The sequence below is a fragment of the Nodularia chucula CCY0103 genome (assembly GCF_963923915.1).
Lineage (GTDB): Bacteria > Cyanobacteriota > Cyanobacteriia > Cyanobacteriales > Nostocaceae > Nodularia > Nodularia chucula.
The window spans coordinates 14339-40827 of the sequence record NZ_CAWUOL010000040.1 but is presented as its reverse complement, the minus strand read 5'-3'; the positions used below and the strand labels follow the sequence as shown (position 1 = coordinate 40827).

Sequence of the window (26489 nt, the reverse complement as noted above, 5' to 3'; positions counted from 1 at the left end):
CTCCCTACTCCCTACTCCCTACTCCCTACTCCCTACTCCCTACTCCCCAGCTATAAAATGCAAAGCTTATAGATTTTCAGAGCCTGTCAAATTTATTTTGACAGAATAAGAAAGCTAATTGTCGTCATACAATATTCTAATACTTACGCATTGACAGAGTGATAAATCCGTAATAATACTCTACTTGCAATTGTCTCATTAAAAACATATAATTGATGATGCCAGAGAAAAACTATCAGTACATTCCTCACTAATACCGAATCGCACCCAATGGCACAAACTCTCCAATTTGGAAACCAAACTATTATAGCAGCAGAACTTTTGCCCATGCTAGCAGGTTACCAAATGCTGCCCCAGTTGTGCCGCTTTCTAATCATAGATCAAGCGATCGCATCAATAGAACTCACCCCGGAAGAAAAAACCAGCACCATAGAGCAGTTTTATCAGAATTATCAGATAACTACAAAAGAAACAAAAGCTTCAGCCTTAAAGCAGAACGCTATGAACGAGGCACAACTAGAAACTGCCGCCACAAGAGAACTGCGGATTGAAAAATTCAAGCAAGCCACCTGGGGACAAAAGCTAGAGTCATACTTCCTTCAACACAAATCGCAGCTAGACAAAGTTATTTATTCCCTAATTCGCACATCTGATGCAGAAGTAGCCCAAGAACTATACTTCCGCATCAAAGCAGGAGAACAAAGTTTTGCTGAATGCGCGAAAATTTACTCACAAGGAGCAGAAGCTCAAACAGGGGGAATGCTAGGTCCAGTTCCTATCTCGCAACCGCATCAAATAATAGCCCAAAAACTAGCTATTTCCCAGCCAGGACAGTTGTGGCCGCCAATGCGACTTGATGAGTGGATTGTAATTGTGCGAATGGAAAAGCTTATTCCCGCGCAATTAGATGCTGCCATGCGCTCTACACTCCTTAATCATCTATTTGATAATTGGTTATCTGAGGAAATGAGCAAAAGAGAATTAACTATATTTGAAGAAGAATACATCCGTCAGAATACACCCGTCAGAATCAAGAACGTGGGGGATTCAGACCCACCACTGATTGTTCACGCTGTTACGTAGTGAAAACCACTAAATCTACCCCCAGGAAAAACGCCACTCCAACAGCTAGACTCCAATCTTCTGTGGCTAGTTAGTAGCAAAGGTTCTAACTATGACGTAGGATCTCACCTTTCTTTGGAGAGATTCCGTGAGTCGGTGCAGGATTCTCAGAGTGAAAGATTAAGGGAGTCTGTCAATGAGTCGGTGCAGGAAAGTTCCCAATCCCCAACTAGCAGCGCTTTTGCAACTGATAAACAAGAACCACTTGTTTACATTAACGTAGAAAATCCCAGAGGATTGCGCCTATTGGGTTTAGGTTTAATTGACCCCACTTCCTCCCCGACTCCCGGACTCTCAGACTCTGGAATCTGGAACAACGCACCTTATGCCCCAGAACATCCAGAAGAACCAGAAGAATTGGGACAATCGCCACAAATCAAATGGCAACGGACATACCAACAAGCTGTAAGCTCAGTAAAGAAGGGTATTGCTGGAGTGCGGGTGTTTTCATGTCCATAGAACGGGAATCGGTAAATTTTAAACGAACCAAATCTTTTTATTGATCACTGAAAAGCAATCAGAGCCAGGATTTTTGGCTAAATCGCGGAATACCCCTGAATCTCTGCTTCACCTATAAAAAGCTAATTAGCTAAATTTAGCTTTTTATATAAATTTAAATAGCTAATTAGCTAACTTAATAAATTGACAAATTAAATAAATTAGTTTAAGTTAATTAGCTTAATTAATAAAAATATATATGTTGACGATTACCGTAAGCTCCTTGAGTGGCGGACAGGGCAAGACGACAACATCACTGTTCCTGGGGCGACTGCTATCCCGCCAGGGCTTGCCCACCTTGATGCTAGACTCAGACCCCCAACATAATCTCACCACCTATCTGGGGTTTGAGTTAGAACCTAACCAACCAACCCTATTGGAATTTCTCAAAAAAACAGTCGCGCCATCCGATTGCATCTACCCGACTCAAGACAACGACAATTTATTTCTCATCCCCGCCGACGACCAACTTGATACCGTACAAGATTATTTATCTAACAGTGGAGTTGGTGCAACCTTACTCAAGCGCCGATTAGAAGCCATCAGCCAAATATTCAAAGTCTGTATTATCGATGCCCCACCCCAGCGATCGCAAATTTGTTTAACAGTCATTGGCGCAGCAGATTTTTTGATTATCCCCGCCGAAGCATCGGTCAAAGGTTACGGTTCCCTGGTGCGGACGCTGGACTTACTTGGCGGCTTGCAAGATGTCGGCGCAACCAATGCTGAGGTATTAGGTGTTTTACCTTTCCGAGATCGCTGGTTTGGTAACACCCAAGCCCATGAAAGTCGGGCGGCTGTAGATGGAATGCGTGATGAAGTTGGCGAGGGGTTAGTTATACCCTCAATCCGCGAATCAGAACGCTATAAACAAGCCATAAACAAACGTACAACTCTCTCGCAGTTGGGATATACCGACTTGGAATATCCTTTTGAAATTTTAATTGCCAAAATTCACGCTTCACTTGGGGATAAATAAAATGTCAGATGATGTACTAAACCAACTACGCAACAAACGCAATCGCTCCACAGTTGAACCACGCCAGGATGCACTCGTTCCGAAAGTACAACCCCAAGCTTCAGCACCCAAGCAAAACTCACCACAGGAAACTAGCCCAGTTACCGAACCAACGAACCCAACTGCTGCACCAGGAGACACCATCGCCGAACTCCAAACCGAACTCGAAAAATACCCCGAAACTCGACGACATTCAGCTATCGTTCTGGAAAAAGACCTCGACCAAGAATTAACACGCTTTTGTAAAGACAGGGGCATCACAGTTGAGGTATTTCTAGAAGCTGCTTGGAGTTTTGCTAATGCCGATAACGCAGTTTTAGAAAAAATCACCACTGAAGCCAAGCGCCGCTACGACCAACGTAAGCGAGTTGGTCAAATTAAACGGTTAATTACTATGTTGAGTAACTCGTCAAAGTGATAGATGTTGAGAAGGTGATGGCGCAAGCGCCCGCCGTAGGCGATAGCGCGGAGCGCTGTGCCGGAGGCAATCGCTAGGTGTCTGGAGGAGGCGATGATCGCTACTGGATGTCTAAAGAGCAGGGGATTACTGTAACTTCAGTGATCATTGAGGCGTTAAACCAGAAATTTGGCAAACCAGATAGCCAGAAAACCAGAATAGCAGTCAAAGTAGCTCCCTCACCCCAGAAACTACCATGAAACAAATTACCCTTGCAGAACTTCCCGAAACCGTCCAAAACCTAATTAACCAAGCTCAAAAAACAGGTGAACCCCTGACCATCATCCAAAATGGTATCCCCTTCGCCATTATTTCCCCCATTCAGAAAAAATCACTCCTGGAAACACTTTCTACCCTGGAACCATTGGACGAAGACTTTGCCGATGTGGACGAAGGATTATTACCCTGAGATGATATTGAGTTTTAAAGGGGTAATGATTTACTGCCAATGTTCGTGAATTTGACCGTGTTCCTCATTTAAAAGTAGAAAACTGGCTCAAACCTGATAAAAAAAACTAGCCCCAATCATGCCCAAAAAACCATTCGAGGCAAATTAGAGATTTAGTCTCCAAACCCAGACTCCCAGGGGCATTACCTTTAGATCGTCATAGGCCAATTTAACGATCTATACGTCTTTCTATACGTCAGTTTCCGCCATTGAACTGGTGCTACTTATTTCATGGCTGGTATTACTCTCTGCTGCTACTGGTGTCAGCATCGACAATGCTGCGATCGCGCCGCGCACCTGTGACGATTCCACTTCTAGATATCGTTGCAGCTGTTCTAAGTTACGATGCCCGGAAATTTCTTGAATTACCCTGAGTGGGATGCCAGCGTTGCTCATCAATGTCAGGGAAGTTCTACGGAAGCTGTGGGTACTTGCTCCTTCGATATCAACTTGCTTACACCCTTCTCGGAAGATAATACTTGCCGAGTCCGAGTGCAGGTGTCCCCTTCCCCAGCGACCGGGAAACAGAAATCCGTCATTGGTAGTTGGGGGTTGATATTGTTCTAGGAAGTGCCTTAAGTCGTCCAGCACTGGAATAGTGCGGGTAGCTAGTTTGCCCTTAGTATTACCTTTGCGGATGATTAGTTCTGGTCTAATTCTGCCTTTTTTGTCGTAGACATCGGTAATTTTTAGGGTGACAGCTTCGTTAACACGGCAACCTGTGTACAGCATGACAGCGCAAAGGGTGCGATCTCTGACAGTGGTCAAGCCTTCTGTAAATAATCGCTGGATTTCTTGTTGTGTAAGGACTTTGGCTTTGCCGTGTCGGTCGATTTTCACATTGGCTGTCTACCCCGATGGTTGATCATGGTAGCAGGTATCGACTCACTCCAGGAGCGAGGGCATTAATTTTTGACACAATTCTCAATACGGTGATGAAGTAATTTAATTTCCTGACTTTGCTCAAAACGTGACCTATTCGGCTTCCAGATATCCTTTTATTGTTTCAACCGGAATACTAAAAGCAGGATGGTTAAATATTGCCTTCAGCGTTTCCAATCCTCCTGCTTTCAGTGCGGCTAGCAACCTAGCTTTGAAAGTTGGATCGGCTTTAATTTTTTGATGAATTACCTCTGTAGCAGCGTCTGTTGATGGGTTAGTTTGAGCTAATTGATTGAGAATTTGCTGAATTTCCTCTTTGGTTGTATCCAAATTTTGATTTTGCTGTGACTGGTAGATATTCTGATTAGCTTGCTGACGTGCATCATCCTGAATTTTGTTGGCAAAGTTAGCGATGTTAGGTTGATTAAAGTTATTGTTGAAAGTTTCTGACATTGAATTATTCTCCGCGTTAGCTGTGACATTAATAATATTTTGAATATTTCTATTTGCTACTATTTCAATGAGTTTATGTAAACTTGCATTCTCCTGACGATAAATTGTTATCTGTTCATCTTTCGCTTGTAGTTTTTCATGATAAATTGCTTCCAATGTCTTTAGCTTAATTTCATATAATTCCTTAGCCTGATGTTCAATCTTTGCTTTATTAATTTCTGGTGGAACTTCCAACCTGATCACAAAAGCACTTCCGCTTTTCTTTTCAATGGCTTGGACTGATAAGTTTTCTTCACCATATTCAGCTTGTAGTTCTTGAAAAGAGAGAAGAAATGCTTTCCAGTCAATACCATCAGCAAAAATTAAGTCAACTGTTTCTAAAGCCTTTTGAAATAACTTGCTAAAACCCCCAGGAGCAAACTCACCACTACTAGGTCGGCATTCACGGTTATCAGTTCCGAACTTTGGATATTCTAGAAGATAGACAAAGCGACAATCAACATTGTCTAACTTAGTTGAACTGTCAATATTCCATGCTTCTATACAAGCACCAGTCATTTGGGCATTAGTAAAATCAGCATACACAGCTTGAGTAATAGTTAGGTTTGCCCATTCTAAACAAGCTCCCTCGAAAGTGGCGACAATAATATCAGCACCTTTGAGATTTGCGTTGCTCAGATCAGCACCTTTGAGATTTGCACCTCTTAAGTTAGCAGCAGCATAGGATTTTCCCCTTCCGTTGCAAGTAACAAGCAAGTCTAGAACAGCGCGGTTAGCCAATATAGTCCCGTCTACTCTGGCAAATTCGAGTTTTTTGGCTTCATAAAAACGAGTACGTTTTAGGTCTGCTTTTCTAAAGTCTGTGTTTTGGAGAATTGCACCAGTAAAATCAGCATTAATCAAATTAGCACCATGAAAACTTGTGCCTCCGGTAGCAGCAAAGATATTAGCAAATGAGTTGAGCCAATCATCTTTGTCATGTTTACCTTGAATCCTCCACCCAATAAAAATACTAAATAATATTAAGACCAAGGCAAAGACTAAAGCAAAGGCAAGGACTAAACCTCTTGATGATGTTCTGGTACTAAGAAAGGTTCCAGGAAAGGCAACAGCGACCGTAAGGACTATGAGGCTGGTAATGACCAGAGTAACAGCCAGAGACTTTAAACCTGTTGTATAACCCTTGCGAACAGTAACAATACAAAAAACTCCTACAAGAATCAGGTAGACTGAACCCATGAATACGCTTCCAGGGTATTTGGTGTCAAATATAGATGATGCTACTGATAAACCAAAGCTGACTAAGTAAATCCCTGCTAGTGCTAAAAGCACTAATGTAACCATCAGCAACAAAATTACCCAATGTCGCTGTAGTCCAGCTTTAGCACCGCTAAAATTTGCACCTTTGAGAATAGCATTTGTAAAATTTGCCCCTCGAATATCTGCCTTACTAAAATTTGCACCTTCCAGGTTTTGACCTTTGAAGGAACGACCTCTAAGATTTTGACGGGAGAAGTCCTGGTGTGTCACTTGTTTGGTAGATATTCGGATTTATGTTCTAGCTTGAGTATGCAATTTTCTAGTTTTTTCAGCAATAATGGAATGTTTTGATGCTGGGTTCAAATAGATCAACATCTAAATCTAAAAGTAGAATGAGGAAAGAAAGGTAGAGACAGTCAAAAGAGTTAAATAGAGTTATGGCAAGCGTAACACCAACAATTGATCCTGTTGTTGTACCCGAAATATTACCATTTCTGGAGGCAATCTGTTGGCAAACAGCAGATGTCTATCGGTTTACTCCAGAAGAAATGCTAAGTCGTTACGAGCGTGGTTGGACATATCGCAGACTTTTTAACAACCTTGAAGGTGAGGAACTTGCTTTCCTCAAGAACCTTGCTATCAGGTATAAATCCTGGTTGCAAGTTGATTTATGACATTCAGGCTAGAACACCATAATAATGCGTCTATACCGATTTTTCTATACTAGAATCTATACCGGAAGAATTAAGCCAAGATTAGCGCACCTCACTAGAATCTATACCGGAAGAATTAAGCCAAGGTTAGCGCACCTCAATTGCATATTTTTCAGAAAGAACGTAGTTCAATGCGAGTATTGAGGTAATCTTTGCGAGTTTGCCAATCGGGAATGATGGTTTCTAAAAGTTTGTAAAAGCTTTGGGAATGGTTATGAATACGGATATGGCACAATTCATGGATAATTACATAGTCAATGCAATCTTTAGGGGCGCTGACCAGCATGGGATTGAGCATGATCTTACCTTCTTTGGTACAGCTTCCCCAGCGTTTGTGCATGGTGCGTAGCTCAAACCCTCTCTCATGGTCAATTCCGTATTGGGCTACGAGGCGGATGCAATCCTGGTAACGTTCCTGATATATTTGTTCAGCGCGTTCTCGATACCACCGTTTGACTAAATTCTCTATCTGTTTACTGTTTTCGGGATTGTGAGTGCTAACTTCTAATCTACCGTGCCAGAGTCGCACACGTTCTTGATTACTCTCAATTACTTTTAAGCGATATTGCCGACCCAAATATCGATATCCTTCTCCAGAAACATATTCCTGGGCGGGTAATGTGGGAGCATATTGGGCAAATTGCCGTTGCTGCTTGGTAATCCATCTGGCACGTTTGCTAACTCTAGTCTGGATAGCTTCTAAAGGTGAGTTATGGGGGGCTTTAACGACAACGCTACTATCTGGGTGGACTTCAATGCCGAGAGTTTTCCGCTCTCTATATTCTAGAGTAAATAAGATAGTGCTGTTGCCATACTCTACGCTATGGGTTTCAATTAATTTCATACTGTTTTCTGCTCTCTATATCGTAGAGTAAAATGGTGCTGTTGCTGTCCTCTACGCTATGGGTTTTAGTTAATTTAATAGTGTCTGGCAATGTGAATGGTGTTGCCTTCATTAAGACTCAGTTGCTTTCATAGTGTTTGGCAATGTTGATGATTTTGCCAATGATTTCGTCTAGTTCTCCCCAAGGAATAAATAACTCATATTTGGGCTTGAGTTCATGCACTAGGTCATCGATATCATTCAGCATCCGGTTTTGGATATCCTGGTTGGTGTGCCAGTCCCGGACTGTATTCTTAATGATAATATCGTCTATGCCAATAGCTAGGTTAGTGAACAATTCTAAATTATCTACTTTCCCGGTCAGCTTTTCTTTTAACACATTGTAATAGGCACGAGCTTGTTCTCTGTGTCGCAATTCTGCGGGAACTGAGCTAACACCACGATTCCGGGCAGTTTCTAGATATTCCTGTATCAGCTTCAGGTATTCCAAGTCACTAAGGCGTTTGGCACGGTGGGCATTGATAGCAGCTTGGATCAGTTCACTCAACCGCAGATATAGCACTGGGTCTTCTGCCATCTTCTCAGAAATGACTTTTTTCACCCGTGCGGCGATGGCATCAGCTTTGGCCGCCTCTCCTTCTATGCCGTTAATTTCTGCCTCAAAACGGTCTAATTCAAAAATATCTACTGGCTGAATCATCGTTTTAACTTCTTGGGCCCCAATTTGCTTTAATACCATGTTTCTAATTTGGGCTTCATAAGTGGAATAATCTATAGTTTCGGCATAGCGTTGTTTAACAGCAGCCCGGAGATTCAGAAAATATTTCAGGTCTTGGGTGTAGCGTTGTTTAGTCTCCTCTGGGGTTGTATCCTGGAAACGGGAATTACTCAGTGCTAGTTGTAGGGTTTTGGCAAAGTCTCTCAATGCCTCATAGAAAGCATCCCGCCTATCTTGGGGATAAAGCCATTGTTGCATGGCTTCGGGGTCGCGCTGGTTGGGGACTTGTTTGAAGACATCCCAGACAGCCGCGTGATGGGTAGGGAGTTTGTCAATTTCTACCTGCACATTCACTAATGCACCAACAACATCTTCTCTGTCAAATCCTTCTTGCTCTAATTTAGCGTAGAGATCCAAGGCGTTGTTCATGTCACCAAAGATACCCCGATAGTCAATCACCAGTCCATGATCTTTACCCTGGAATACCCGATTTACACGAGCGATCGCTTGCAGGATATTATGTTCTTTTAATCGTTTATCTACATAGAGAACAGCATTGCGGGGGGCATCAAAGCCAGTTAAGAGTTTATCCACCACTATAAGAACTTCAGGGTCATCTTCTCCATCCCCATCTGTAAACTTTTTAATCAGTGTTTCTTGGTATTTTCCTGGTGTCCCATAACGAGCCATCATATCTTTCCAGAACCGTTGGACTTCCGAGATATCAGCTTCATCTACGCTGTCGTGGTCTTCACGGGTATCCGGTGGGGAAATAATCACTTCGGCTCGGACTTTCCCCCATTTATCTAGCAGCCTTTTGTATTGAATTGCCGCCCGTTTACTCGATGTAGCAAATTGTCCTTTTAAACCCGTCCCCTGAAAATGTTCACTAAAATGCTCACTGATATCATAGGCAATTTCTGCCATGCGTGATTCAGCCTCATAGAGGGGTTCAGCACTTTTAAATTTACGTTTTAAGTCAACTTTTTGCTGTTCATTGAGTGTTTTAGTAATGCGTTCAAACCACTTATCTACGGCTTGGGTATTTTGAAATTCACTCTCCCGCCCTTCGTACAATAGAGGGACTACAGCTTTATCTGCTACCGCTTTGGGCATGGTATAAGTGTGAATCAACCCGCCAAATTTTTTGGCGGTGTTTTTCTGTTTTTTTAACAGTGGTGTCCCGGTAAAACCGATATAGCAAGCCTGGGGAAACACAATTCTCATCTGGGCATGAATTTGTCCATATTGTGACCTGTGGGATTCATCAACCAGTACAAAAATGTCACGGTTTTGGTTCTTGGCTTTTTCCCGTGCCACCGTCTCAAATTTGTCAATCACTGTGGTGATGATTTCCACCTTAGAATCATTGACTAATTTCAGCAGATGTTGCCCATTTTTGGCGCGGATAACTTTTGCACCACAATTTAAAAAAGTGTCTTTTAATTGCCGATCTAAATCAATCCGGTCGTTGACGAGAATAATTTTCGGGTTGAGGATGGTTTTTTCTAACGACAAGGCTTTGGCCAGCATCACCATTGTTAAGGATTTACCACTACCGGTGGTGTGCCAAATTAGTCCACCTTGGCGAGAGGAATCACCCCGGACTTTTTTCACCTGTTCCACGGTGGCTTTGACCGCAAAGTATTGTTGGTAACGGGCAATCTTTTTTGTCCCAGCATCAAAGATAATGTAACCAAATATCAGTTCTAGTAAGCGTTGGGGAGTTAAGAGACTGAAAAGAGTACGGTCTTGGGCAGATACTTGACGTTCTCCAGCATCCCAGATTTCTTGGATTTTCTGTTGTTGCCAAGGTTCCCTCCACAGGAGCAATTTTTCTTGTTGAGTTGGGGAGAGGGGAGTATTTACCAGTGGATACAGTTGTTGGTCTAATTCTGCGGCGGCTTCTTCTTGCCAAACAGCCCAAAATTCTTTATTGGTGGCAGTGGTGGCGTATTTAGCGGCGTTTTGGCAGACAACTAGCAGCAGTTGAGTTAAACAAAAGAAGTGGGGAATATTATCAGAATAATGATTCTCTAGTTGTTGATTGATGGCTTGATTTAATGCGTCTTTTAAATCGGGGCGTTTGCATTCAATTACTACTAGGGGGATGCCATTGACAAATAGCACTAAGTCGGGGCGACGGGTTTGGGTACTGTTGCGGCGTTCTATCTCAAATTCGTCGCTGATGTGGTAAACGTTATTGGCTGGGTTGTGCCAGTCAATGTATTGTAGGGGGTAACTTTTTTTATCACCGTCAATAATTTGCTCTAGGCTTTTACCCAGAGTGAGCAAATTGTAGAGTTCTTGACTGGTGGTATAAAGTGCGTCGTAAGTAAACTGACTGATGGCGGCGACGGCTTTTTGGATGTTGATTTCACTGAAGGGGTGCGTTTGACCCCGGTGTTCAATTCGATTCAGTTTACTTAGTTGGGCTGTGAGAATTTCTTCTAGGACAATTTTAGAACGTTTTCCCCCACGTTTGGCTAGGGCTTCTTGGGGTGTAAGATATTCATAGCCCATGTTTTGCAGAAGAGTCAGGGCGGGAAGTTGGGAGATGATATTTTCTAGCCAGTCACTTGGGGATAGGTTCATTGTCAGATTGTTTTAAATTTCTCTTGCTGTAATTAGAGCATAATCATAAATTTCTCTTGCTGTAATTAGAGCATAATCATAAATTTTGGGGCTGATTCTTGTGCCTTTACTGATTAAATCATCTAAAATATCCTTGACATTATCAATTAATTTTTGCTCTTTTGCTAAGATAATCACTCCAACTAAACCAATAATTGGCAAGCCTCTACTAATAGCAACTTTTCTCCCAGCTTTTTCATCAATTAAAAGTTGATCTGCTTTTAATTCTTCTGCCAAAATAATTGCCGAACATTCTCCTAAATCTAAATCTGTTTCTAATTGTAATTTTTCGATGAGTTGGTTATTAGTTATAGAACAAACTTATAGCCATAAGGCTGATTTTACAGCTAAAACTGCGGGATGATTCCCCGTTGTTAATTCTGCATAGACTTGTTGAGGAATTATTACTCTACCAAAAACAGCCTGAAGCAAGTCTAATTTATCAATTTTAGAAAGTTCACTTAATGGGGTTGTATCTGAGACAACAATCATGAATTATTGCCTGGTAATTTCATTTTTGCCTGATTAACCTCTTGCTGAAATTCGTCTAAGGTCATACTATCGTCAAATATAGATATCTCATACTTAGACATTAAATCTATTACGTCTAACCGAGAAATTCTTAGTAATTGACTAGCCTTACCACTGCTAATTTCTCCATATTTTAGTAGAGTCATTACATAAGCTTCTTTGGCTTTATTTTCTGCTTCTTCTCTGATAGTATTATTAACAGAGTGAATGGGAATGGTAAATTCTATTTTAGTCATAATTTCCGAAATTTTTAAGTGATAGCGGTAATTTGTGAGACGATATTTTCTAGCCAATCGTTACAGGTGTTAATATTTAGCAGGAATTTCATAGAATGGCTTCTCGTTGTGCTTGTTCTCCTGGGGGATGGCGGAAAAATGTTTCGTCTGGGATACATCCAGAGAATTGAGGCTGAGGATATTCTGGGTTGTTGTTGTTACTTTGTGTGGTCATACTTTGGGCGAGAAGTTGAATAATATGCAGTTTATCGTTGGGGGAAAGCTGTAAAAGTTGTTGTTCGAGTTCTGAGATAGTCATGATGGGGGTAAAATGGCGGATAATTTTATTCTACTTCTAGCTTTAGGGCTTCATCTACTTTGACTCGTTTTTTACCTGTTAATAGTTGCTGCATTAATCCGCGTTTTTGTTGTTTGTAGGCGGCGAGTTGTTTTTCTAGGTTTGAGATTTCCTGATTTATAGTAGAAAATACAGAGGCAAGTTTTTTTTGCTCCTCGATAGGTGGAACTAATATAGGTAGTTCCCGTAAAACGTCTAAACCGATTCTTTGGCGAGTTGAGCCAGTGCTATGAGATATTGCTATCTTGCGAAAAATAGGAGAGTTTATTTGCTCTAGTAGAAAAATGGGATCAAATCTTGATTTATTAACTTTTAATCTAATGCCATCTGATGCCATTAAAAATCTTGTGTCTGAATCTGGAATAAAACACGCTCGTGCAACAGGATCACCCATTTTTGAGATAATTATATCACCAGGATAGATATTACAAGAAATAAGTTCATCAGCTTTTTCTTTTGTAGTAAATATTTTATATTCATCATTAAATTTACCATCTCCAATATTTTGGAGTTGAATAATTCTTACTCCATAATCGGTGTAATGCTCTGCTTTAAGATTTGAACCAAATGGTCCACCCGTAAAGCTGTATTTTTCCTTTGTAACAACTTCTTTTAGAGGTACTTTACTCCATGTATTTGGGATATATTCTTCGGACAAAATAGGAAGACCAAACTCCTTAAACCGCTTATTCCCTGTCAATAGCTGCTGCATAAGCCCCTGCTTTAGCTTACGCTTGGCGGTGATGAGTTTCTCTAGGAGTGCGATCGCTTTATCCCAACTGCTGAGAATCTCAACGATTTTACGTTGTTCTTTTATAGGTGGATAAGCAATCTTTAGCTTTTTAAAATATGGTAAGCCAATAGTTTTAATAGTAGAGCCAACCGCCATTCTCTCAAATTCAGGCTTCATCAATTGAAGCCAATAATACAAGTAAACATTATAAATAATTTCTTTCGGCAAGCATCGCCATACGATAAAATGCTGGCTTACTGCCATGTCTTCTTTTAATATTGCACTTTTGCCAATGCCAGCATCTCTTGAAAGAATAACTGTTCCAGCAGGGTGCTTAACTGCGGAAGAATTTTTTAATCCAAGAACAGATATCTCTTTATCAGTATTGGCAATAAATAAGTTGTCCAACTTTGATGAATCGGCGAGAGAAACCCATTTTATTCCACCATTCCAATACTCAGAATTACTTTGGCTTGGAGTATGACCACTTCCTCTATCCGTTACGTCATCAAGAAGCGATATTTTCCATTCTGATGGATACTTATATCGCATATCCAATTTCCTTTAAATACTCACTCATCTTAATTTTGATTTTCGCCAACTCATCCTCTAACAAATTAATTGCAGATTGCATTTTCTTAATATCAATCTCTTCCATAAACACCCATAATTTAAACTTCCAACTCACCCAAAACTAAAACTTGCAACTCTGTCACCCGCTTCAAAGCCACATCATTCGTTAAAAAAGCCTCACAACCAGCACAAATTCCTACTGCTACCTGCAACGCATCCGGCAATTTCAACCCATAGCAAATTCGTAACTCAGCCGCTTGTTGTGCAATTGCGGCATCAATATTTACTAATACAATGCCATCCGTAGCCGTCAATAAATCTGTAAATCTTTTTCGTAACTCTACTTGTCCTAAACGAATAGGTAAAGTGACACATTCCGCCAAGGTTACAGGAGATACTACCCCTTGCATTTGCCCTTTCCCTATCAGAGCAAATATCCCCCGTACTACCTCAGCAAAAGCAGGTACAGCTTCCACATAATAAATTACAGGAGATGTATCCAAAAAAACTTTATTCACACCCTGCAAAGCATCATTGAGTTTCATTAAAGCTGTCTCCATGCTTCGCGCTCTTCCCACTCATCCCGTATCTGATTTACCCATACCTGAGCATCTTCACCCCCTAACAAATTGGGAGCTATCCCATAAAAATCAGTCACCTTATGCTTAGGCTTTTGAGTTACCGCAACCGAATCAACAGATTGCTTAATCTGCTTCACCAAATGCTCTAATACCTGCATTTGTTCCCCTAAACTTAATTGATTAATTTCATTTAAAACGCGCTCAATTGAAAAGCTCATTATTCTTCTCCCTATCTAAAATCCTAAATTTCAAACCCCAACTCCTGCAAATACCCACTCATCTTAACTTTAATTCCTGCCAACTCATCCTCTAGCAAATCAATCTCAGATTGCACTTCCTGAATATTAATCTCTTCTTCTTCCTCAAAAGTATCTACATACCTGGGAATATTTAGATTGTAATCATTCTCTTTAATTTCATCAAAACTAGCAAGATAAGCATATTTATCTACAAATTCCCGCTTTTTGTAAGCATCAACAATGTTTTTAATATCTTTCGGGCGTAAATTGTTCTGAGTTTTGACATCTCCATAGTCACGACTGGCATCAATAAAAATCACATTATTATCTATTTTATTGCGCTTTAAAATTAGAATCGCCGCCGGAATACCAGTACCAAAAAATAAATTACTCGGCAATCCAATCACCGCATCAAGCAAATTCTCCTCAATCAGTTGCTTACGGATTTTACCCTCACTGCTACCCCGAAACAGCACCCCGTGAGGAACAACCACCGCTACCCGTCCATTCATGAGCGTCGTCGTCTCAATCATGTGACTGATAAAGGCAAAATCCCCCTTCCCTTTGGGCGGAATCCCCCTCTCAAACCGTTTAAATCGGTCACTGGCGACATCATCCGCACCCCATTTATCCAAACTAAACGGCGGATTCGCCACCACCACCTCGAAACGCATTAATTTATCATCTTCCAGCAGTTTCGGCTCACGGATAGTATCACCCCATTCAATCCGCGCACTATCCACCCCATGCAGAAACATATTCATCTTGGCTAATGCCCAAGTCCCGCCCGTATTTTCCTGTCCATACAAGCTATAATCGTTACTGCCTTGTCGCTTCACATAATTAGCGCACTTAATCAACAGCGAACCAGATCCACAAGTGGGGTCACAAATCCGTTCCCCCGGTTTTGGAGCTATCAACTCTGCTATCAACTCGGAAACTTCCGCCGGGGTGTAAAACTCTCCCGCTTTCTTCCCCGCACCCGCCGCAAATTTAGCAATGAGGTACTCATAAGCGTTGCCAATGACATCCAGATTGCCTATGCGTGAGGGACGCAAATCAAGTTTAGAATTGGCGAAATCTTCGAGCAACATCTTCAGCCGCACATTGCGATCGCGCGTTTGCCCTAAGTTAGACTCACTGTTGAAGTCAATATTTCTAAACACCCCCGACAGTTTAGCTTTATTTGATTCTTCAATCTTCTCCAGAGCCTTATTAATAATATCGCCTAAGTTTGTTTCGTTCCGTTGGCGATACAAATCATCAAACCTGCACCCTGTCGGTAATACAAAGCGTTCTCGTTCCAACCGTCGCAGGATACGCTCTTTGTCGTCCCCGTATTGCTTTTTCAACTCCTCATAGTGTTCAGTCCATACGTCACTGACGTATTTGACAAACAACATCACCAGCAGATAGTTTTTATACTCACTGGCATCAATAGTGCCTCTGAAGGTATCGCAGGCGTTCCAGAGGATGCTGTTGATATCATCTTGACTGACAGGCAGTAGGGGAATTGTATCTTTGTCCATTAACAAGGTAAATTACCTAACAAGGCTACTGAGTTTGTAATTCAGTTACATTGTTTCATGAAAAACATGACATTTCTGCTTTGTGGAGATAATTTTCTGTCCAGCGATGCCAATGGCCGGCGCAGCGATGGGCTTTGCCCCGCCGGAGGCGATCGCCAACTTCAACTAACCCTTGCTTTTGTGCGATGCCTACGGTGTTCGCGGAACGTCTCGAAGAGAGCGCAGCGATGGGCTTTGCCCCGCCGGAGGCAATCGCGCTAATTCGGCTGTACTCAGAATAATCATCAGGCTGATTTGCTCACAACAGCCCCTACCCCCTTTGAACTAGCCATTGGCCTCCATTGGCAACACCGCTTCGGATAACAACTGGTAAAATCCCGGTACTGTATCCTCGACTTTCAGCAATTCATCTAGAGCGATCGCCTCCCATTCCAGCACCGTCTCCCACCGCCAAATCTCATTCCAAGGTTTGAGGATATTTTTAATCGCGTCTATGCCCTGCTTAATACCAGAGCGAAGCATTTCCACACGATGGAGTAGGGTAGTGGGGTCAGTTGGCGGTAGCTCTAACTCCAGAGATGAAACTGTGCCAGTTTCGGGTTTCTGAATATCCTCCCTGAATAATGCTTGAATTTGTCGCCTTTGCTCAATAGGAATCAGCTTCCACGCAGCCGCTTTTTGCTCTGGCGTGATAGTTTCTGCCAACTCCTTAAATTCCTCTCTGGTTGATAATTTCAGCATTTGCTCCGCCACCAATGGAGCAATCAAATCAGGATCAGCGATGAATGGCGCTGGCATGGGTGCGGGTATGGGTTGGGCAAGTAATTCTGGTGTGGGTTCAACTACTGCGGCTAATTGCATCTCGCGTTTTAGGTCTAGCGATCGCAATACTTCCGCTCTATCGGCATCGGTCGCCAGTTCCGCATCCAGAGAATAATACTTGATGCCATCGGATTTCCTAGCTTGCTTTAGCTTTATTCCTACTTTACTGAGCATTTGATTGATGAATTTAATAACTTGGGTATCTTTATTTACGGATATATTAAAAGCATTTTTGAGTAACTTCCTGTGAGGTAGAACTGATTTTTTGAACCACTCTTTCAAAACCTCAGAATCATTATAATATTCAGTTTCAAAGTCATCTAGTGGGATAGCTTCAAACAAATTAATGCTATTAATTGCTTGTACCTTGGCGCTATAAGTCCGGATATCTGGCAAGTATGCCACACCATCACAGAACTGTTTTAATTTGTACTTCCAATGCTTTCTATCAGCTTCCTTAGTTGCATCAACATTCTGAGTCATCCAAAATAACTTAACGCTATTTAACCATCTTCGATTATCCTTGTAAATTGCCTTATAAATGAAGTCGGGATTTAAATCAACCTCTGGCAATTCATCCTTTAAAAATGCTTTACTAACTTGGTGTTGTTCCTCATCTGTGGGGTTGGGCTTGCGGTTGATTTCTTTAGCTAATTCCAGAGGAATATCATCAGATTTAGAGGTCATCAAGGCTTTATTAAGCTTAATCTCTGTCTTCTCCTCCCTCACACAGTCCCCAGCATTGGTTTTGCCTTCAATGGCATAATCATTGATGATATGCCCCTCATCAATTAGCTCTTGGCGCAACTGCAATGATAGTTGACTTAATGCAAAGTTACGACGGGCTTTTAATTTGCAAAATAGGTCTATATGGGGATTATCCCAGCTACCAGTTGACCCCATCATTGATTGTAAATTTTCAATTAGCTTGGGTAATATTTCCGCGTCGCTATCGCCCTCAGCTTGCTGTTTGGCAAGGTACAGAGCAATATCAATTACTTGCGTGGTTAAGTCATTATAATTAAATATTTGCTTCTTAATAGCTTCTGGCATGAATGAATTAAAATCATCGCCATTGGAAACTTTACCCCGTTCTGCACACCAAATAATTCTGGGTACTGGTTGCCTTACCCGTGCTAACATTTGGCGACATTGCGACGGCTCAAGGTTGCCAAAAAACATCCCATAAACATATTTGAAGTATGGAATATCCAGCGAACAGCCAACCCCTAGTGATGGTGTATAAATTAATATTTTGGGTTGATGTTCTTGGATTTTTTGATTCGCCCGTTTAACAAAGCTTTTGCCAAAATCAGATTGAGTTACTTTAGAATCAATCCGAATTAACCCATTATGATTTGCTGCTAAGTGTGGGTATTTTTTAATCAGATGGTTTGCTAATGCTTCGGTTTCTGCTTGGTTATCTGTAGCAACTGCAATGGGTTCACAATCTTTATCGCTTACCCACTCTTCAATTTGAGAAATTATCTCATCTCTTTTGCCAGAATAAAAGGTAATATCCCACTTATCAGCATCGGGTCTAATATAATCTTTTTTGATGATAAACGGCTTATGCCCTGGACAAATTGCAGATAAATAATCGTAAGAAATATCAGTTAAATCGGCATCAGCACCAATAACTAAGCCATTGCCATCAAGACATTCTTTAAGCTTGGTTTCCAGTGTTGATAAAATTTTGGATCGTCTATCCTTACAAGTTGAGGATGTGGCAACGTGTGACAAGCCTAATTCAATTTCATCGATGACAACAATTGAGTTCGACCAATCCCTGTCAAACAATTTTGATAGACTATCCCAACATAAATTAATGCCCTCCGCAGTTTCTAAAAACGTGGCAGTTTGGAGTAATTCACCTTCATAGTCGTATTGTTCGGATTTAGTCAGGTCGCCATCTTCAATCCAGGTAATGTCCCATTCGATAGCTTGCGCCCTGCCTAGCGCTATTCTTGCAGTGATTGAGATGAATTTCACCCCTGTTTTTTCGTGGTAAATTTTCTCGATTTCCGGCTCAACATTGACCAATGATAACTGAGATGGGGGCTTAACAATTTCCTCCCAATAGCCGCCGCAGAATTTATCCTTGATCCGCTTAATACTTACTGACTTCCCACTACCTTTAGGAGCATTCAATAATACAATCCCTTGGCGAGGGATTATATCTGAAAGTTCTTCTGGCAAATATTTGGATGATGGGTCGCAAACATAATCGGGCGTGTAGGTGAGAGTATGCAGTTTTTTCTGAACTGCTACAACTTGGTCACGAATAGGGTGTTGGGGGTAGGGGGTAGGGTGTAGGGAAGACGGTATTGGTCGAGGCTTGGAACCCCCACCAATACAATCGTCTTGAGAAGACGAGGCTTGTGACCCACTGGTTGTTGGGGCTATTTTTCCCCCTACACCCCACACTCCACACCCTACACCCCGCCCCAACGGGGCTTGGTCATGCCACTGCGGGGGGGCTTGTCCCGCTTCGGTTACGGGTTTTTGCTTTTGTACTGGAAGTGAAGGATGAATTAATTTTTTAAATTCATCAATGCTGATAAATTGCAACTGGCTATAATCATTCAGTTCATCGATATCATTGTGTTCTTTAGTAGTTTGACCCCACCAAGCAAATTTGATATTATACCCAAAGCCAGAAATTAAGATGGCTACTTCCTGCCATCGCTTGCTAACCGCTTTGTTTTGAACATCGCCAGCATCAGGGTAGATAATGACATCTTTGCTGTCTACATCCTGACTAGCACGGCTCAAATATTCCTCTAGCAGCTTAGGACTACCAGCGAACTGTCCGCCAGCTGCACCAATAACAATTTGATTTAATCGCCTAGATGTTAAATAAGGTTTTACACCAGTTCCTTCTGCGATCGCAATTCCTTCTGGCTTCTCTGGCTTAAATACTGCCAAAGGATTTTCTAAGCGATCGCCAATCTGAACTGCTAATGTTTGAGCCGGACTGCTTACCCATCTATAGCGACCGCCATCAGCTGCATGATTTAGCCGCAGCTGCATCGCTGTGATATTGCCGTCGTAGTCCCGCAGTGGGCAGAGATAGCCATCCCCGCTTGTAATCAATGACCTCCTATCCGCACCAATTCCTGGCAACCTGGAATCAATAGAAAATCCTAGTCTATGGTATTTTTCAACTGGCTTAAACCCACAATCGGCAATCTCCTCTGGAGTAAACCCACGGGCTTTTAGTCCTCCAATGGTGGGGATGTCTAATTGTAAAGAATTAAGAATTTTTGAGTAAAGACCGTGACGGGTTGGAATATCGAGACATTTTTCTTTCTTGTCCGCATCTACCTTAATGGCTGCTAATTTAGCGGCTTGTTTCCTATCCTCCCATTCCCGCCGTCTTTCCTCTGACCATTCCTGAGAATTGTCTAACTTGAGGATTGCCCACAAGCCACCTTTCTCAAAGCCAATGACTTTATAGCCGTTTTCTACTATATCGCCCTTTCTCTGGCTATTGGCGGTCATGCACAAAATAATCTCGCCATCGGCATGATGACGGCATCTTCCTTGAGTATCGCCGCAAGATGGACAAGGATTAGCTTTAGTGGTTGGGATTAGCTTACTCATACCGCTACCTCCTCAGCCGGATACAAAGCCACATCGCAATGACCGCACCACACAAAGCCCTGATAATTCTCGTCCAAGAAATAGGTCATGCCACGGCTTGACCCGCAAGTTGGGCAGGGAGCATTTAATTTTGTTGGTTGTGGTGGCGGAAGCTTTGTTCCCATGTTTTTAAGTAAAATGACATCGCTTATGTCATTCCCACTTTTAAAAATAGACTTGGCGGAAAAAATATTTTCTGTACCACAAAATTGAATTTGGTAGGGGGATAATGCTAAAATGCTTGCACAATAAAGATGACATTCAAGTGCAGGGGGGGGGGATATTGCCCAACCTGCATTTTTGGTTTTCATGCAGATGCTCCGAGGTGTTGTAGCGAACCCCAAAGCTTTTATTTCGCCAGAAAAAAAGATAACCTTAAATTAGTATTTTTTAATTGTGCTTTTTGCACGCGTTTTTGCCTGATGGCTTGGGTATCTTAGATGCCTGTTGAAATAAAAGCCCCGGTAGAAGCGCTTTTTTTTTGGGAATGAGGTGGTCGCAGCATTCAACTGCCCTGAAGCGGCTTATTCTATCCTGAAATGAGCCTTTTTGAGAGCGATCGCTCTCACTGCTATAAAATTGCCTTGAAAGTTCAACTTGAACTTCTGAGATTTTTGGGACTGAGCGATCGCTTTCAATTATTCCGCCTAATTAATTGCAGCAAAATCGCCTCAAGGCTTTGCAGTGCTGCGTTTGTAGTGCGCTGATGCTCCTCAAAATTGCGCTGATGCTGTTCGTGACTATCCCGCAATTCAAGAAGTACATCGTCCAAAATTGCGCTACGAGCTAATACGCGGTCAGTGTTACTCGTTAGCTCTCTCATCTCTTGCGTTAGGTTGGCGATCGCCTGGGTATTGGCAGATTGCTGAATTGCTACGCGGTCTAAAGTCGCCTCTATGCGGTCAAGTCGGCTTGGTGTCCCGCCGTTGTAATCCCCTGGGGTGTCTGTCATGCTGATTTCTCCTGATTTTTGAGCCACATTGCTATAGCTTGCTCTAAAGCTTCACTATGGCTAATGCTCCTTATAGTGCAAGCGATTTTAAAATCTTTTGCTTGCTGAGTGGGTATATGCCCACTGATTTGTTGAAAATTAGGATTTCCCCTTTTAGTAACCACGGATAAATTTATCTGTAACATTATCCTCCTATTTTACGCGCGAAGTTGAGAAAACTTTTATTCATGTTGACACGAAGTTTAGTATTCGTGTACGATATCATCAACAGCAATCAGACGGCAACCCTGCACAGTTCCCGCATGGTTCACCCCAAATAATCCTGTAAATCCCAGCGTGGTAAGGACTTGGCAGAATCAAACCGCCGCAGTGCAGCATAAACCGCCCAATGGCTGAACAATTTCCGCCTATTCGTGATTCATTCACCTGGAAACCTTATGAGGCAACGAAGACAGCCGAACAAAACAAAACATGATTTGTTTCTAGACTTCCCCAGCACAAAGACTTATTTAGCCGAGTTATTAGGCGTTAGCCGTTCCACTATCAACCTTTGGGAAAATATCGCATTTTGGAGGATTCAAGCTTTTAGAGATAGCTACCCCAAAAAATCCACTGGGGAGTATGACCGAGAATGCCCCTTAAGCCCTTACCAATGCTGGGTTTTATGTAGAGTTGGCAGACTTATGAGCCAAATAGTTACATCCGAGCGAGTAAAGCAGGGAATAGCCAAGAATCCCAACCATTTCAGCCTCTACAGCTTCAAAAAGTCACAGCAACAGTTAACCAAGTTAGGAGCATAAACCAATGGCCAGACCTCGCAAAACCACAGCTACAACCGAGCCAACCACAATATCTATCAAAGACGCTGTTAGCCAACTTTCAACCACAGAACAAGCCTTAAGATTAGCTCTTTCCCACATACGCCCTGATGACTTTGATACTGTCAAATCCATACCCAGCTTAGATTTAGAAGCCGTCGCCAAAATTTTAAACCAACCACAACTCACAGAAGGAGCTACAACCACAGCCAACTCCCTAGAAAATGCCCCTAACGCTGAAACCTCTACACAGCAAGAATCACAGACAGCCACAGAGGGAGCCACAAATGACCCTATAGGGCAATTGGCAGAACAGCCACAGCAAAAAACCTTAACCCAACCCGCACAAGCCGCACAAGCTAACCAAGTCTCATTGGTTGAAATGCTGGCACGTCAGGCCACTGAGGAAATAGAAGCCATAGACGGATTAAGCCGAGTCAAGAACGCCGTCATCATCAACAACCTCCAAGCCCGTGATGCTGAACTTGCCCAACAAATCCAGGAAAGACATTGCGATCGCAAGCATGAAATTATGTCTTCCATCCGAGATGTGGCCGCACTTGCACAAGATAAGCCAGAGGTTAACAGCGACGATATCAGCCTGACTTCTGAAATTGACGATTTGATAAACCAGTTGGGGAAGTCCCTCACTCGGTAAGGGTCAAGCGTAATCTCTTATTCTTACCTCTCGATGCCCTTAATTTCACCCTAGAAAAAACCTTCAATCTATTTTCAGGACGTGGTTATGTTTAAACTTTTTGACCAATTCAATAACTGCATTGCTTTCGCTATCAACACCGTCTTAGGGGGAGAGTTCGCCAATTATGCGTAATCTTAGCCAACGCCTACAGGACATTGGTTTTCGCTATGGTGCGGGACTTGAACCCCACGATATCAATTACAGCGAACCCATAGCCGATGGTTGGGATATCGGCTTAAGCACTGAATACAACTTGATAGCCGTCCTTCATTATTCCGGCGTACTGACCATCAATGCCGAGTTTGTAGGTGAGCCGGAAATGTTCTGGGATGCCACTAAAGCATTAATTACCGATGAACTAGCGCAAGTTTCCAACCAAAGCAAACAACTATCCCTATTTTGATATGGCAACCGCAATCATCGCCCCTACCCCTACCCAACAGCAGCAAATTGAGTTAGCTATATCGGCACTCAAAGCCCTCAAATCCCGCCAAAACAGCTTAACCGTTACTCGTGCTATTGACTCCCTCTACCTAATCCTGGATGCAATCAATGACTAATCAGCAAAAGAGAGAATTACTCGAATTAACCAGAGCCGCACATCTAGCACTGTCCAAGGTTCAAAATTCCCCACTGTTTTTTGAGGTCGAATATTCCCCAGATTTGACCATTTCAGATGGGCTATCAGCAATTGAGTATCTGGCTTGGGAACTAGCGCCAGACCCACTAGAACACGTACATGAACGCTAAAAATCAAGGCAATTCCGGTTACAGGAATTGCCCCAGGTTTGCATCTAAATTTATTCCCTGGATTTTACCATGCAACCAGATGAAATCCTCAGCCAAATATCCGACCTCAAAACCGACTCACAGCAGTTAGACAAGACTTTAGAGAAGTATGACCTTGACGAACTGCTAGAGGCTGAGTTTAACCAAATTGACAAAGCTTTCCGCCAATTAGAAATACAATACCAGTCCCTAAAGAATGCTAGGAGATTCTTAAATAATGGCTAAACTGACTAACGCCCAAAAAGCCGCATCTAAAGAAGTAGCAGAGAAAATCGCCAACGGTTCAAAGGCAACAACTACTACCCCACTGGCTAACTCTACCACTACAAATTTACAGGATGCTAAATTACCCGGACTGCTAACGATTACGCCCGAAACAGTTCCCGGCATGATGCCCAAATTCAACCCAGAACTGTACAAAATTGATGACCCTTTAAATCCTCCCGAAAGTATCCCCCAAGCTACTCAAAGCCAGTTTGATAAAGGGATGAAGATTTACGAGGGTGCGACACGAGCCATTAAGTTAACGGGTGCATCTCTTGACCTTACCCGTGAGAAATTTACAGCCATCGGTAAACATTCAAAAGCATTCGGCGCGGGTGTTCAAGCGGCTACAGAAGCCGAGAAGGTGCGCGGTAATGTGATTGATTATCTCAGCCAGAAAGAGACGACCTCACAGAAGGGCATCAATTTAGATGTTAATCAAAACGTCACAATTGTTAACGGTAACGTCGCAGTTTTAACCAAACAAGACTTAGGCGAAAAGTTGAAGCAAGCCGAGATTAAATCAGAGGAATTGCGGTTAAAAACTGTTGAAGCACAAGGCAACTTACAGAACTTTAAAGACCAATTAGGAAGCTATCTAGAGGCTAAATAGAGTGAAACTATCCACATCAATCAGTTTAAGTGTTGCCAGTCTTTGCGCTGGCTTTTTATTATCCAGTGCGGGATTAAAATCTAATGTTGCTCTAGCAGCAGCCGCAGCCGTTCCCACGGCATTTATCAGTTATTTGGTTACTGATTCCAAAGCACAAGGCAAAGTTAACGCAGCTTTAGAAACTAACCGCAAAGCAGGTCAAACACTGCACAAGGTTATTCGTGATTTTGATGACTGTAAGTCAAGATTAGGTAAAGTTAACGGCGAACTGGAAAACCTTAAAAGTGAGTTAGCATTCGCCAGAAATACGGTTAACTCACTCGGCATGGGTAAACTGGCTTGTGCTGGAGAGTGTGAGAAATTGCGATGCCTATGGCGAGCGCAGCTATCGCAACTTGCCTACTGGCATGAAGAAAATAATCAAAAAATTGTCACCATCACGAAGCTGAGTGAAACCATAGAAAATTTAGAAGCCGTTGCTGATGCCTGGGAAGAAAATTTTAATGTCAAGTTAGAAACCGAAGTTAACCACAGATTGAAACTTGCCAAGCAAACAGAACTGGAGAAAATCTACAACGAACACGACGCGATAACCTCACAGTCTATGGAACTGTTTCGCCGGCTTCAAAGTTGGAGTGAGAAAGTAGCCCACGGTCATGCCAGCAAGAAAGAGATTATCAAGGGATTAGCTAACTCCTACAACCAAAATCTAGACCAGATTGGGAATGCAGTAGAAGCCGAGCGCTCAAATTATCTTGAACAAATCGAATTGTTAAACGAGCGCATAGGTCAGCTACAGCAAGCTTTACAGGGTGACTTGTTGGAACCGGAGTATAAAGACTTTGGGTTTAATGAGAGCGGGAGAATTAGTAATGCGATCGCACTGTGGCTATATTCCCAAAAACAAATCCCATTAAAGGTTACAGGTGCAGAAGAGGATAACGGAATTGTGACGGCTGGCTATTCCTACTCAAAGGCAATTAACCCAGATGCCCTTGTTAATTTAATTAACCAGAACGGTAAACAAATAGCTCAAAATCTTGGCATTTACAGCATTGAGAATGTGCGGAAACTTACTTATGCTGATGTTTTGGTGGTGAAGTTTCGGCGCGATCGCCCAACCTCCAAAGCCAATAAAGGGAGTTTGTACCGTAGCCAAAATGACTTTATAAATTATGTGATGTCTCAGCCCGTGCGTTTTCGCATAGTTGGTTCCCCAGGTGCGGGTAAAACTCCTACTACTTTGGTGATCATGTCTCACCTGCTAAAGCGTGGTTTTTTATCTGGGAATATGCCAACGGGTAAGAAACTTGATTATCTGGAGTTAGCTTTCTGTAATCCGTTGGCTGGCATCTCGGTTAAAAACAGTTCTGAGTTAGATTTTTGTTTGCAGTGGGATGATGCCAGCAAAGGTTTCAAGGGCTTGACAGATGAATATGAGGCTAGAAAATTACCTGTTAATTCTGAGTACAAAGATAACTCCGGTTACATCTGGATTTGTGATGAATTTGACAATGCTGTTAAGGACTCCCCCGACGGTGCGAAAGCATTCAAAGCCGCACTTAAAGACGGCGGACATACCAATTTAGGTGTGATTGTCTTGGGGCAAAGTGCAATGGTCAGCAGTACCAAGTCTTTGGGCATTGATGACATGAAAATGCTGGTTAACATTTTCATTGACCCGTCGTCAATTCGGACATTCTTAACCCAGTATGGCGATCGCTTCTACAGTAAGTCAGCAGTTGAAAGAGCGATCGCTAACCTTGAACAGCTAGAACTAGAACTGGAGGAACAGAACGAAAGCATAGCCGATACAGCCAGAGAATTTAGAATCGCTATGGTGTGCCAAGACCGTTCACCCGTCTTTTACCAGTTGCCATACTTCGATTCAGTTGATATTGATTTGGAGTCCTACCAGGGCCAGTTAAACAATATTGAGTTACTGCGTAGGGGTCAAACGGTAGAGGGTCAAGTTACCTGCCCACATTGCGGAAGTGCAAGTCACAAGAAAAATGGCAAGGCACAAGGTAAACAGCGCTTACAGTGCCGAGACTGCAATAAGAATTTTTTGGTGTAGGCA

The 26489-nt window shown here is 42.4% G+C and carries 30 protein-coding genes; 15 read left to right on the top strand and 15 right to left on the bottom strand.

Annotated features, from left to right (window positions below):
- Positions 1–270: 270 nt before the first annotated feature.
- From ACM0OP_RS12970 to ACM0OP_RS12945, 6 genes are all read left to right on the top strand, one after another.
- Positions 271–1083, top strand: a complete 813-nt coding sequence (locus ACM0OP_RS12970; protein ID WP_414528828.1) for a peptidylprolyl isomerase — start codon at positions 271–273, stop codon at positions 1081–1083.
- A 135-nt stretch (positions 1084–1218) separates the two neighbouring features.
- Complete coding sequence (locus tag ACM0OP_RS12965; protein ID WP_414528827.1) at positions 1219–1581, top strand: hypothetical protein; 363 nt, start codon at positions 1219–1221, stop codon at positions 1579–1581.
- 238 nt (positions 1582–1819) lie between these two features.
- Positions 1820–2599, top strand: coding sequence for a ParA family protein (locus ACM0OP_RS12960; RefSeq protein ID WP_414528826.1), 780 nt, complete (start codon positions 1820–1822; stop codon positions 2597–2599).
- Position 2600: 1 nt separating this feature from the next.
- Positions 2601–3056: a hypothetical protein gene (locus tag ACM0OP_RS12955; protein WP_414528825.1), complete on the top strand. Its 456-nt coding sequence runs from the start codon at positions 2601–2603 to the stop codon at positions 3054–3056.
- 107 nt (positions 3057–3163) lie between these two features.
- Positions 3164–3295 carry a hypothetical protein gene (locus ACM0OP_RS12950; RefSeq protein ID WP_414528824.1) on the top strand — a complete coding sequence of 44 codons (132 nt, stop codon included), beginning with the start codon at positions 3164–3166 and terminating at the stop codon, positions 3293–3295.
- Positions 3292–3504, top strand: a complete 213-nt coding sequence (locus ACM0OP_RS12945) for a type II toxin-antitoxin system Phd/YefM family antitoxin (RefSeq protein ID WP_414528823.1) — start codon at positions 3292–3294, stop codon at positions 3502–3504. The genes ACM0OP_RS12950 and ACM0OP_RS12945 overlap by 4 nt, the downstream gene beginning before the upstream one ends.
- A gap of 228 nt (positions 3505–3732) precedes the next feature.
- Here ACM0OP_RS12945 and ACM0OP_RS12940 read toward each other — a convergent pair whose 3' ends face one another.
- A complete protein-coding gene (locus ACM0OP_RS12940; RefSeq protein ID WP_414528822.1) occupies positions 3733–4383 on the bottom strand; it encodes a tyrosine-type recombinase/integrase in 651 nt (216 codons plus the stop codon).
- Positions 4384–4518: 135 nt separating this feature from the next.
- Positions 4519–6408 carry a pentapeptide repeat-containing protein gene (locus ACM0OP_RS12935; RefSeq protein WP_414528821.1) on the bottom strand — a complete coding sequence of 630 codons (1890 nt, stop codon included), beginning with the start codon at positions 6406–6408 and terminating at the stop codon, positions 4519–4521.
- Between the two features lie 167 nt (positions 6409–6575).
- On the opposite strand from ACM0OP_RS12935, the gene ACM0OP_RS12930 reads away from it, so the two are divergent.
- On the top strand, positions 6576–6812 hold the full coding sequence (locus ACM0OP_RS12930; RefSeq protein WP_414528820.1) for a hypothetical protein: 237 nt from the start codon (positions 6576–6578) through the stop codon (positions 6810–6812).
- Between the two features lie 151 nt (positions 6813–6963).
- On the opposite strand, the gene ACM0OP_RS12925 is transcribed toward ACM0OP_RS12930, so the two are convergent.
- The 13 genes from ACM0OP_RS12925 to ACM0OP_RS12865 form a co-directional block, all read right to left on the bottom strand.
- Positions 6964–7695 carry a M48 family metallopeptidase gene (locus tag ACM0OP_RS12925; RefSeq protein ID WP_414528819.1) on the bottom strand — a complete coding sequence of 244 codons (732 nt, stop codon included), beginning with the start codon at positions 7693–7695 and terminating at the stop codon, positions 6964–6966.
- 118 nt (positions 7696–7813) lie between these two features.
- Positions 7814–11008 (bottom strand): type I restriction endonuclease subunit R, encoded by a 3195-nt coding sequence (locus tag ACM0OP_RS12920; protein WP_414528818.1) that lies wholly within the window; start codon positions 11006–11008, stop codon positions 7814–7816.
- Between the two features lie 12 nt (positions 11009–11020).
- A complete protein-coding gene (locus ACM0OP_RS12915) occupies positions 11021–11284 on the bottom strand; it encodes a DUF3368 domain-containing protein (protein WP_414528817.1) in 264 nt (87 codons plus the stop codon).
- A gap of 84 nt (positions 11285–11368) precedes the next feature.
- Positions 11369–11539, bottom strand: coding sequence for a hypothetical protein (locus ACM0OP_RS12910; protein ID WP_414528816.1), 171 nt, complete (start codon positions 11537–11539; stop codon positions 11369–11371).
- Positions 11536–11871: a UPF0175 family protein gene (locus tag ACM0OP_RS12905; RefSeq protein WP_414528815.1), complete on the bottom strand. Its 336-nt coding sequence runs from the start codon at positions 11869–11871 to the stop codon at positions 11536–11538. The genes ACM0OP_RS12910 and ACM0OP_RS12905 overlap by 4 nt, the downstream gene beginning before the upstream one ends.
- Positions 11872–11902: 31 nt before the next feature.
- Positions 11903–12112 carry a hypothetical protein gene (locus tag ACM0OP_RS12900; protein ID WP_414528814.1) on the bottom strand — a complete coding sequence of 70 codons (210 nt, stop codon included), beginning with the start codon at positions 12110–12112 and terminating at the stop codon, positions 11903–11905.
- Between the two features lie 25 nt (positions 12113–12137).
- A complete protein-coding gene (locus ACM0OP_RS12895) occupies positions 12138–13436 on the bottom strand; it encodes a restriction endonuclease subunit S (RefSeq protein WP_414528813.1) in 1299 nt (432 codons plus the stop codon).
- 119 nt (positions 13437–13555) lie between these two features.
- Positions 13556–14017 (bottom strand): type II toxin-antitoxin system VapC family toxin, encoded by a 462-nt coding sequence (locus tag ACM0OP_RS12890; RefSeq protein ID WP_414528812.1) that lies wholly within the window; start codon positions 14015–14017, stop codon positions 13556–13558.
- Positions 14002–14256, bottom strand: coding sequence for a hypothetical protein (locus tag ACM0OP_RS12885; protein WP_414528811.1), 255 nt, complete (start codon positions 14254–14256; stop codon positions 14002–14004). Before ACM0OP_RS12885 ends, ACM0OP_RS12890 begins: the two co-directional genes overlap by 16 nt.
- Positions 14257–14279: 23 nt before the next feature.
- Positions 14280–15806, bottom strand: a complete 1527-nt coding sequence (locus ACM0OP_RS12880; protein ID WP_414528810.1) for a type I restriction-modification system subunit M — start codon at positions 15804–15806, stop codon at positions 14280–14282.
- 324 nt (positions 15807–16130) lie between these two features.
- The gene (locus ACM0OP_RS12875) at positions 16131–20234 is read right to left on the bottom strand and encodes a plasmid replication protein, CyRepA1 family (protein WP_414528809.1); all 4104 of its coding nucleotides are present in this window, start codon (positions 20232–20234) and stop codon (positions 16131–16133) included.
- Positions 20231–20584, bottom strand: a complete 354-nt coding sequence (locus ACM0OP_RS12870; protein ID WP_414528808.1) for a hypothetical protein — start codon at positions 20582–20584, stop codon at positions 20231–20233. The genes ACM0OP_RS12875 and ACM0OP_RS12870 overlap by 4 nt, the downstream gene beginning before the upstream one ends.
- A 323-nt stretch (positions 20585–20907) precedes the next feature.
- Positions 20908–21252 carry a hypothetical protein gene (locus ACM0OP_RS12865; RefSeq protein ID WP_414528807.1) on the bottom strand — a complete coding sequence of 115 codons (345 nt, stop codon included), beginning with the start codon at positions 21250–21252 and terminating at the stop codon, positions 20908–20910.
- Between the two features lie 410 nt (positions 21253–21662).
- Between ACM0OP_RS12865 and ACM0OP_RS12860 the strand changes: the two genes are divergently transcribed.
- From ACM0OP_RS12860 to ACM0OP_RS12825, 8 genes are all read left to right on the top strand, one after another.
- Positions 21663–22025, top strand: a complete 363-nt coding sequence (locus ACM0OP_RS12860) for a hypothetical protein (RefSeq protein WP_414528806.1) — start codon at positions 21663–21665, stop codon at positions 22023–22025.
- Positions 22026–22029: 4 nt separating this feature from the next.
- Positions 22030–22701 (top strand): hypothetical protein, encoded by a 672-nt coding sequence (locus tag ACM0OP_RS12855; RefSeq protein WP_414528805.1) that lies wholly within the window; start codon positions 22030–22032, stop codon positions 22699–22701.
- A gap of 166 nt (positions 22702–22867) precedes the next feature.
- Entirely contained in the window at positions 22868–23146 is a 279-nt protein-coding gene (locus ACM0OP_RS12850; protein WP_414528804.1) for a hypothetical protein, read from the top strand.
- A gap of 1 nt (position 23147) precedes the next feature.
- Positions 23148–23303, top strand: a complete 156-nt coding sequence (locus ACM0OP_RS12845; protein WP_414528803.1) for a hypothetical protein — start codon at positions 23148–23150, stop codon at positions 23301–23303.
- Positions 23296–23493: a hypothetical protein gene (locus tag ACM0OP_RS12840; RefSeq protein ID WP_414528802.1), complete on the top strand. Its 198-nt coding sequence runs from the start codon at positions 23296–23298 to the stop codon at positions 23491–23493. Before ACM0OP_RS12845 ends, ACM0OP_RS12840 begins: the two co-directional genes overlap by 8 nt.
- 69 nt (positions 23494–23562) lie before the next feature.
- Positions 23563–23757 carry a hypothetical protein gene (locus tag ACM0OP_RS12835; RefSeq protein WP_414528801.1) on the top strand — a complete coding sequence of 65 codons (195 nt, stop codon included), beginning with the start codon at positions 23563–23565 and terminating at the stop codon, positions 23755–23757.
- On the top strand, positions 23750–24409 hold the full coding sequence (locus ACM0OP_RS12830) for a hypothetical protein (RefSeq protein WP_414528800.1): 660 nt from the start codon (positions 23750–23752) through the stop codon (positions 24407–24409). The genes ACM0OP_RS12835 and ACM0OP_RS12830 overlap by 8 nt, the downstream gene beginning before the upstream one ends.
- A 1-nt stretch (position 24410) precedes the next feature.
- Complete coding sequence (locus ACM0OP_RS12825; RefSeq protein ID WP_414528799.1) at positions 24411–26486, top strand: IS1/IS1595 family N-terminal zinc-binding domain-containing protein; 2076 nt, start codon at positions 24411–24413, stop codon at positions 26484–26486.
- Positions 26487–26489 lie beyond the last annotated feature (3 nt).

What these genes read in the sequence shown, in the direction of transcription:
- ACM0OP_RS12970 (WP_414528828.1), top strand. Translation starts at nt 271, where the DNA reads ATGGCACAAACTCTCCAATTTGGAAACCAAACTATTATAGCAGCAGAA.
- ACM0OP_RS12930 (WP_414528820.1), top strand. Translation starts at nt 6,576, where the DNA reads ATGGCAAGCGTAACACCAACAATTGATCCTGTTGTTGTACCCGAAATA.
- ACM0OP_RS12850 (WP_414528804.1), top strand. Translation starts at nt 22,868, where the DNA reads ATGCGTAATCTTAGCCAACGCCTACAGGACATTGGTTTTCGCTATGGT.
- ACM0OP_RS12960 (WP_414528826.1), top strand. Translation starts at nt 1,820, where the DNA reads ATGTTGACGATTACCGTAAGCTCCTTGAGTGGCGGACAGGGCAAGACG.
- ACM0OP_RS12950 (WP_414528824.1), top strand. Translation starts at nt 3,164, where the DNA reads ATGTCTAAAGAGCAGGGGATTACTGTAACTTCAGTGATCATTGAGGCG.
- ACM0OP_RS12900 (WP_414528814.1), bottom strand. Translation starts at nt 12,112, where the DNA reads ATGACTATCTCAGAACTCGAACAACAACTTTTACAGCTTTCCCCCAAC.
- ACM0OP_RS12910 (WP_414528816.1), bottom strand. Translation starts at nt 11,539, where the DNA reads ATGATTGTTGTCTCAGATACAACCCCATTAAGTGAACTTTCTAAAATT.
- ACM0OP_RS12945 (WP_414528823.1), top strand. Translation starts at nt 3,292, where the DNA reads ATGAAACAAATTACCCTTGCAGAACTTCCCGAAACCGTCCAAAACCTA.
- ACM0OP_RS12870 (WP_414528808.1), bottom strand. Translation starts at nt 20,584, where the DNA reads ATGAAAACCAAAAATGCAGGTTGGGCAATATCCCCCCCCCCTGCACTT.
- ACM0OP_RS12845 (WP_414528803.1), top strand. Translation starts at nt 23,148, where the DNA reads ATGGCAACCGCAATCATCGCCCCTACCCCTACCCAACAGCAGCAAATT.
- ACM0OP_RS12885 (WP_414528811.1), bottom strand. Translation starts at nt 14,256, where the DNA reads ATGAGCTTTTCAATTGAGCGCGTTTTAAATGAAATTAATCAATTAAGT.
- ACM0OP_RS12955 (WP_414528825.1), top strand. Translation starts at nt 2,601, where the DNA reads ATGTCAGATGATGTACTAAACCAACTACGCAACAAACGCAATCGCTCC.
- ACM0OP_RS12860 (WP_414528806.1), top strand. Translation starts at nt 21,663, where the DNA reads ATGAGGCAACGAAGACAGCCGAACAAAACAAAACATGATTTGTTTCTA.
- ACM0OP_RS12890 (WP_414528812.1), bottom strand. Translation starts at nt 14,017, where the DNA reads ATGGAGACAGCTTTAATGAAACTCAATGATGCTTTGCAGGGTGTGAAT.
- ACM0OP_RS12895 (WP_414528813.1), bottom strand. Translation starts at nt 13,436, where the DNA reads ATGCGATATAAGTATCCATCAGAATGGAAAATATCGCTTCTTGATGAC.
- ACM0OP_RS12875 (WP_414528809.1), bottom strand. Translation starts at nt 20,234, where the DNA reads ATGAGTAAGCTAATCCCAACCACTAAAGCTAATCCTTGTCCATCTTGC.
- ACM0OP_RS12835 (WP_414528801.1), top strand. Translation starts at nt 23,563, where the DNA reads ATGCAACCAGATGAAATCCTCAGCCAAATATCCGACCTCAAAACCGAC.
- ACM0OP_RS12925 (WP_414528819.1), bottom strand. Translation starts at nt 7,695, where the DNA reads ATGAAATTAATTGAAACCCATAGCGTAGAGTATGGCAACAGCACTATC.
- ACM0OP_RS12855 (WP_414528805.1), top strand. Translation starts at nt 22,030, where the DNA reads ATGGCCAGACCTCGCAAAACCACAGCTACAACCGAGCCAACCACAATA.
- ACM0OP_RS12840 (WP_414528802.1), top strand. Translation starts at nt 23,296, where the DNA reads ATGACTAATCAGCAAAAGAGAGAATTACTCGAATTAACCAGAGCCGCA.
- ACM0OP_RS12830 (WP_414528800.1), top strand. Translation starts at nt 23,750, where the DNA reads ATGGCTAAACTGACTAACGCCCAAAAAGCCGCATCTAAAGAAGTAGCA.
- ACM0OP_RS12920 (WP_414528818.1), bottom strand. Translation starts at nt 11,008, where the DNA reads ATGAACCTATCCCCAAGTGACTGGCTAGAAAATATCATCTCCCAACTT.
- ACM0OP_RS12880 (WP_414528810.1), bottom strand. Translation starts at nt 15,806, where the DNA reads ATGGACAAAGATACAATTCCCCTACTGCCTGTCAGTCAAGATGATATC.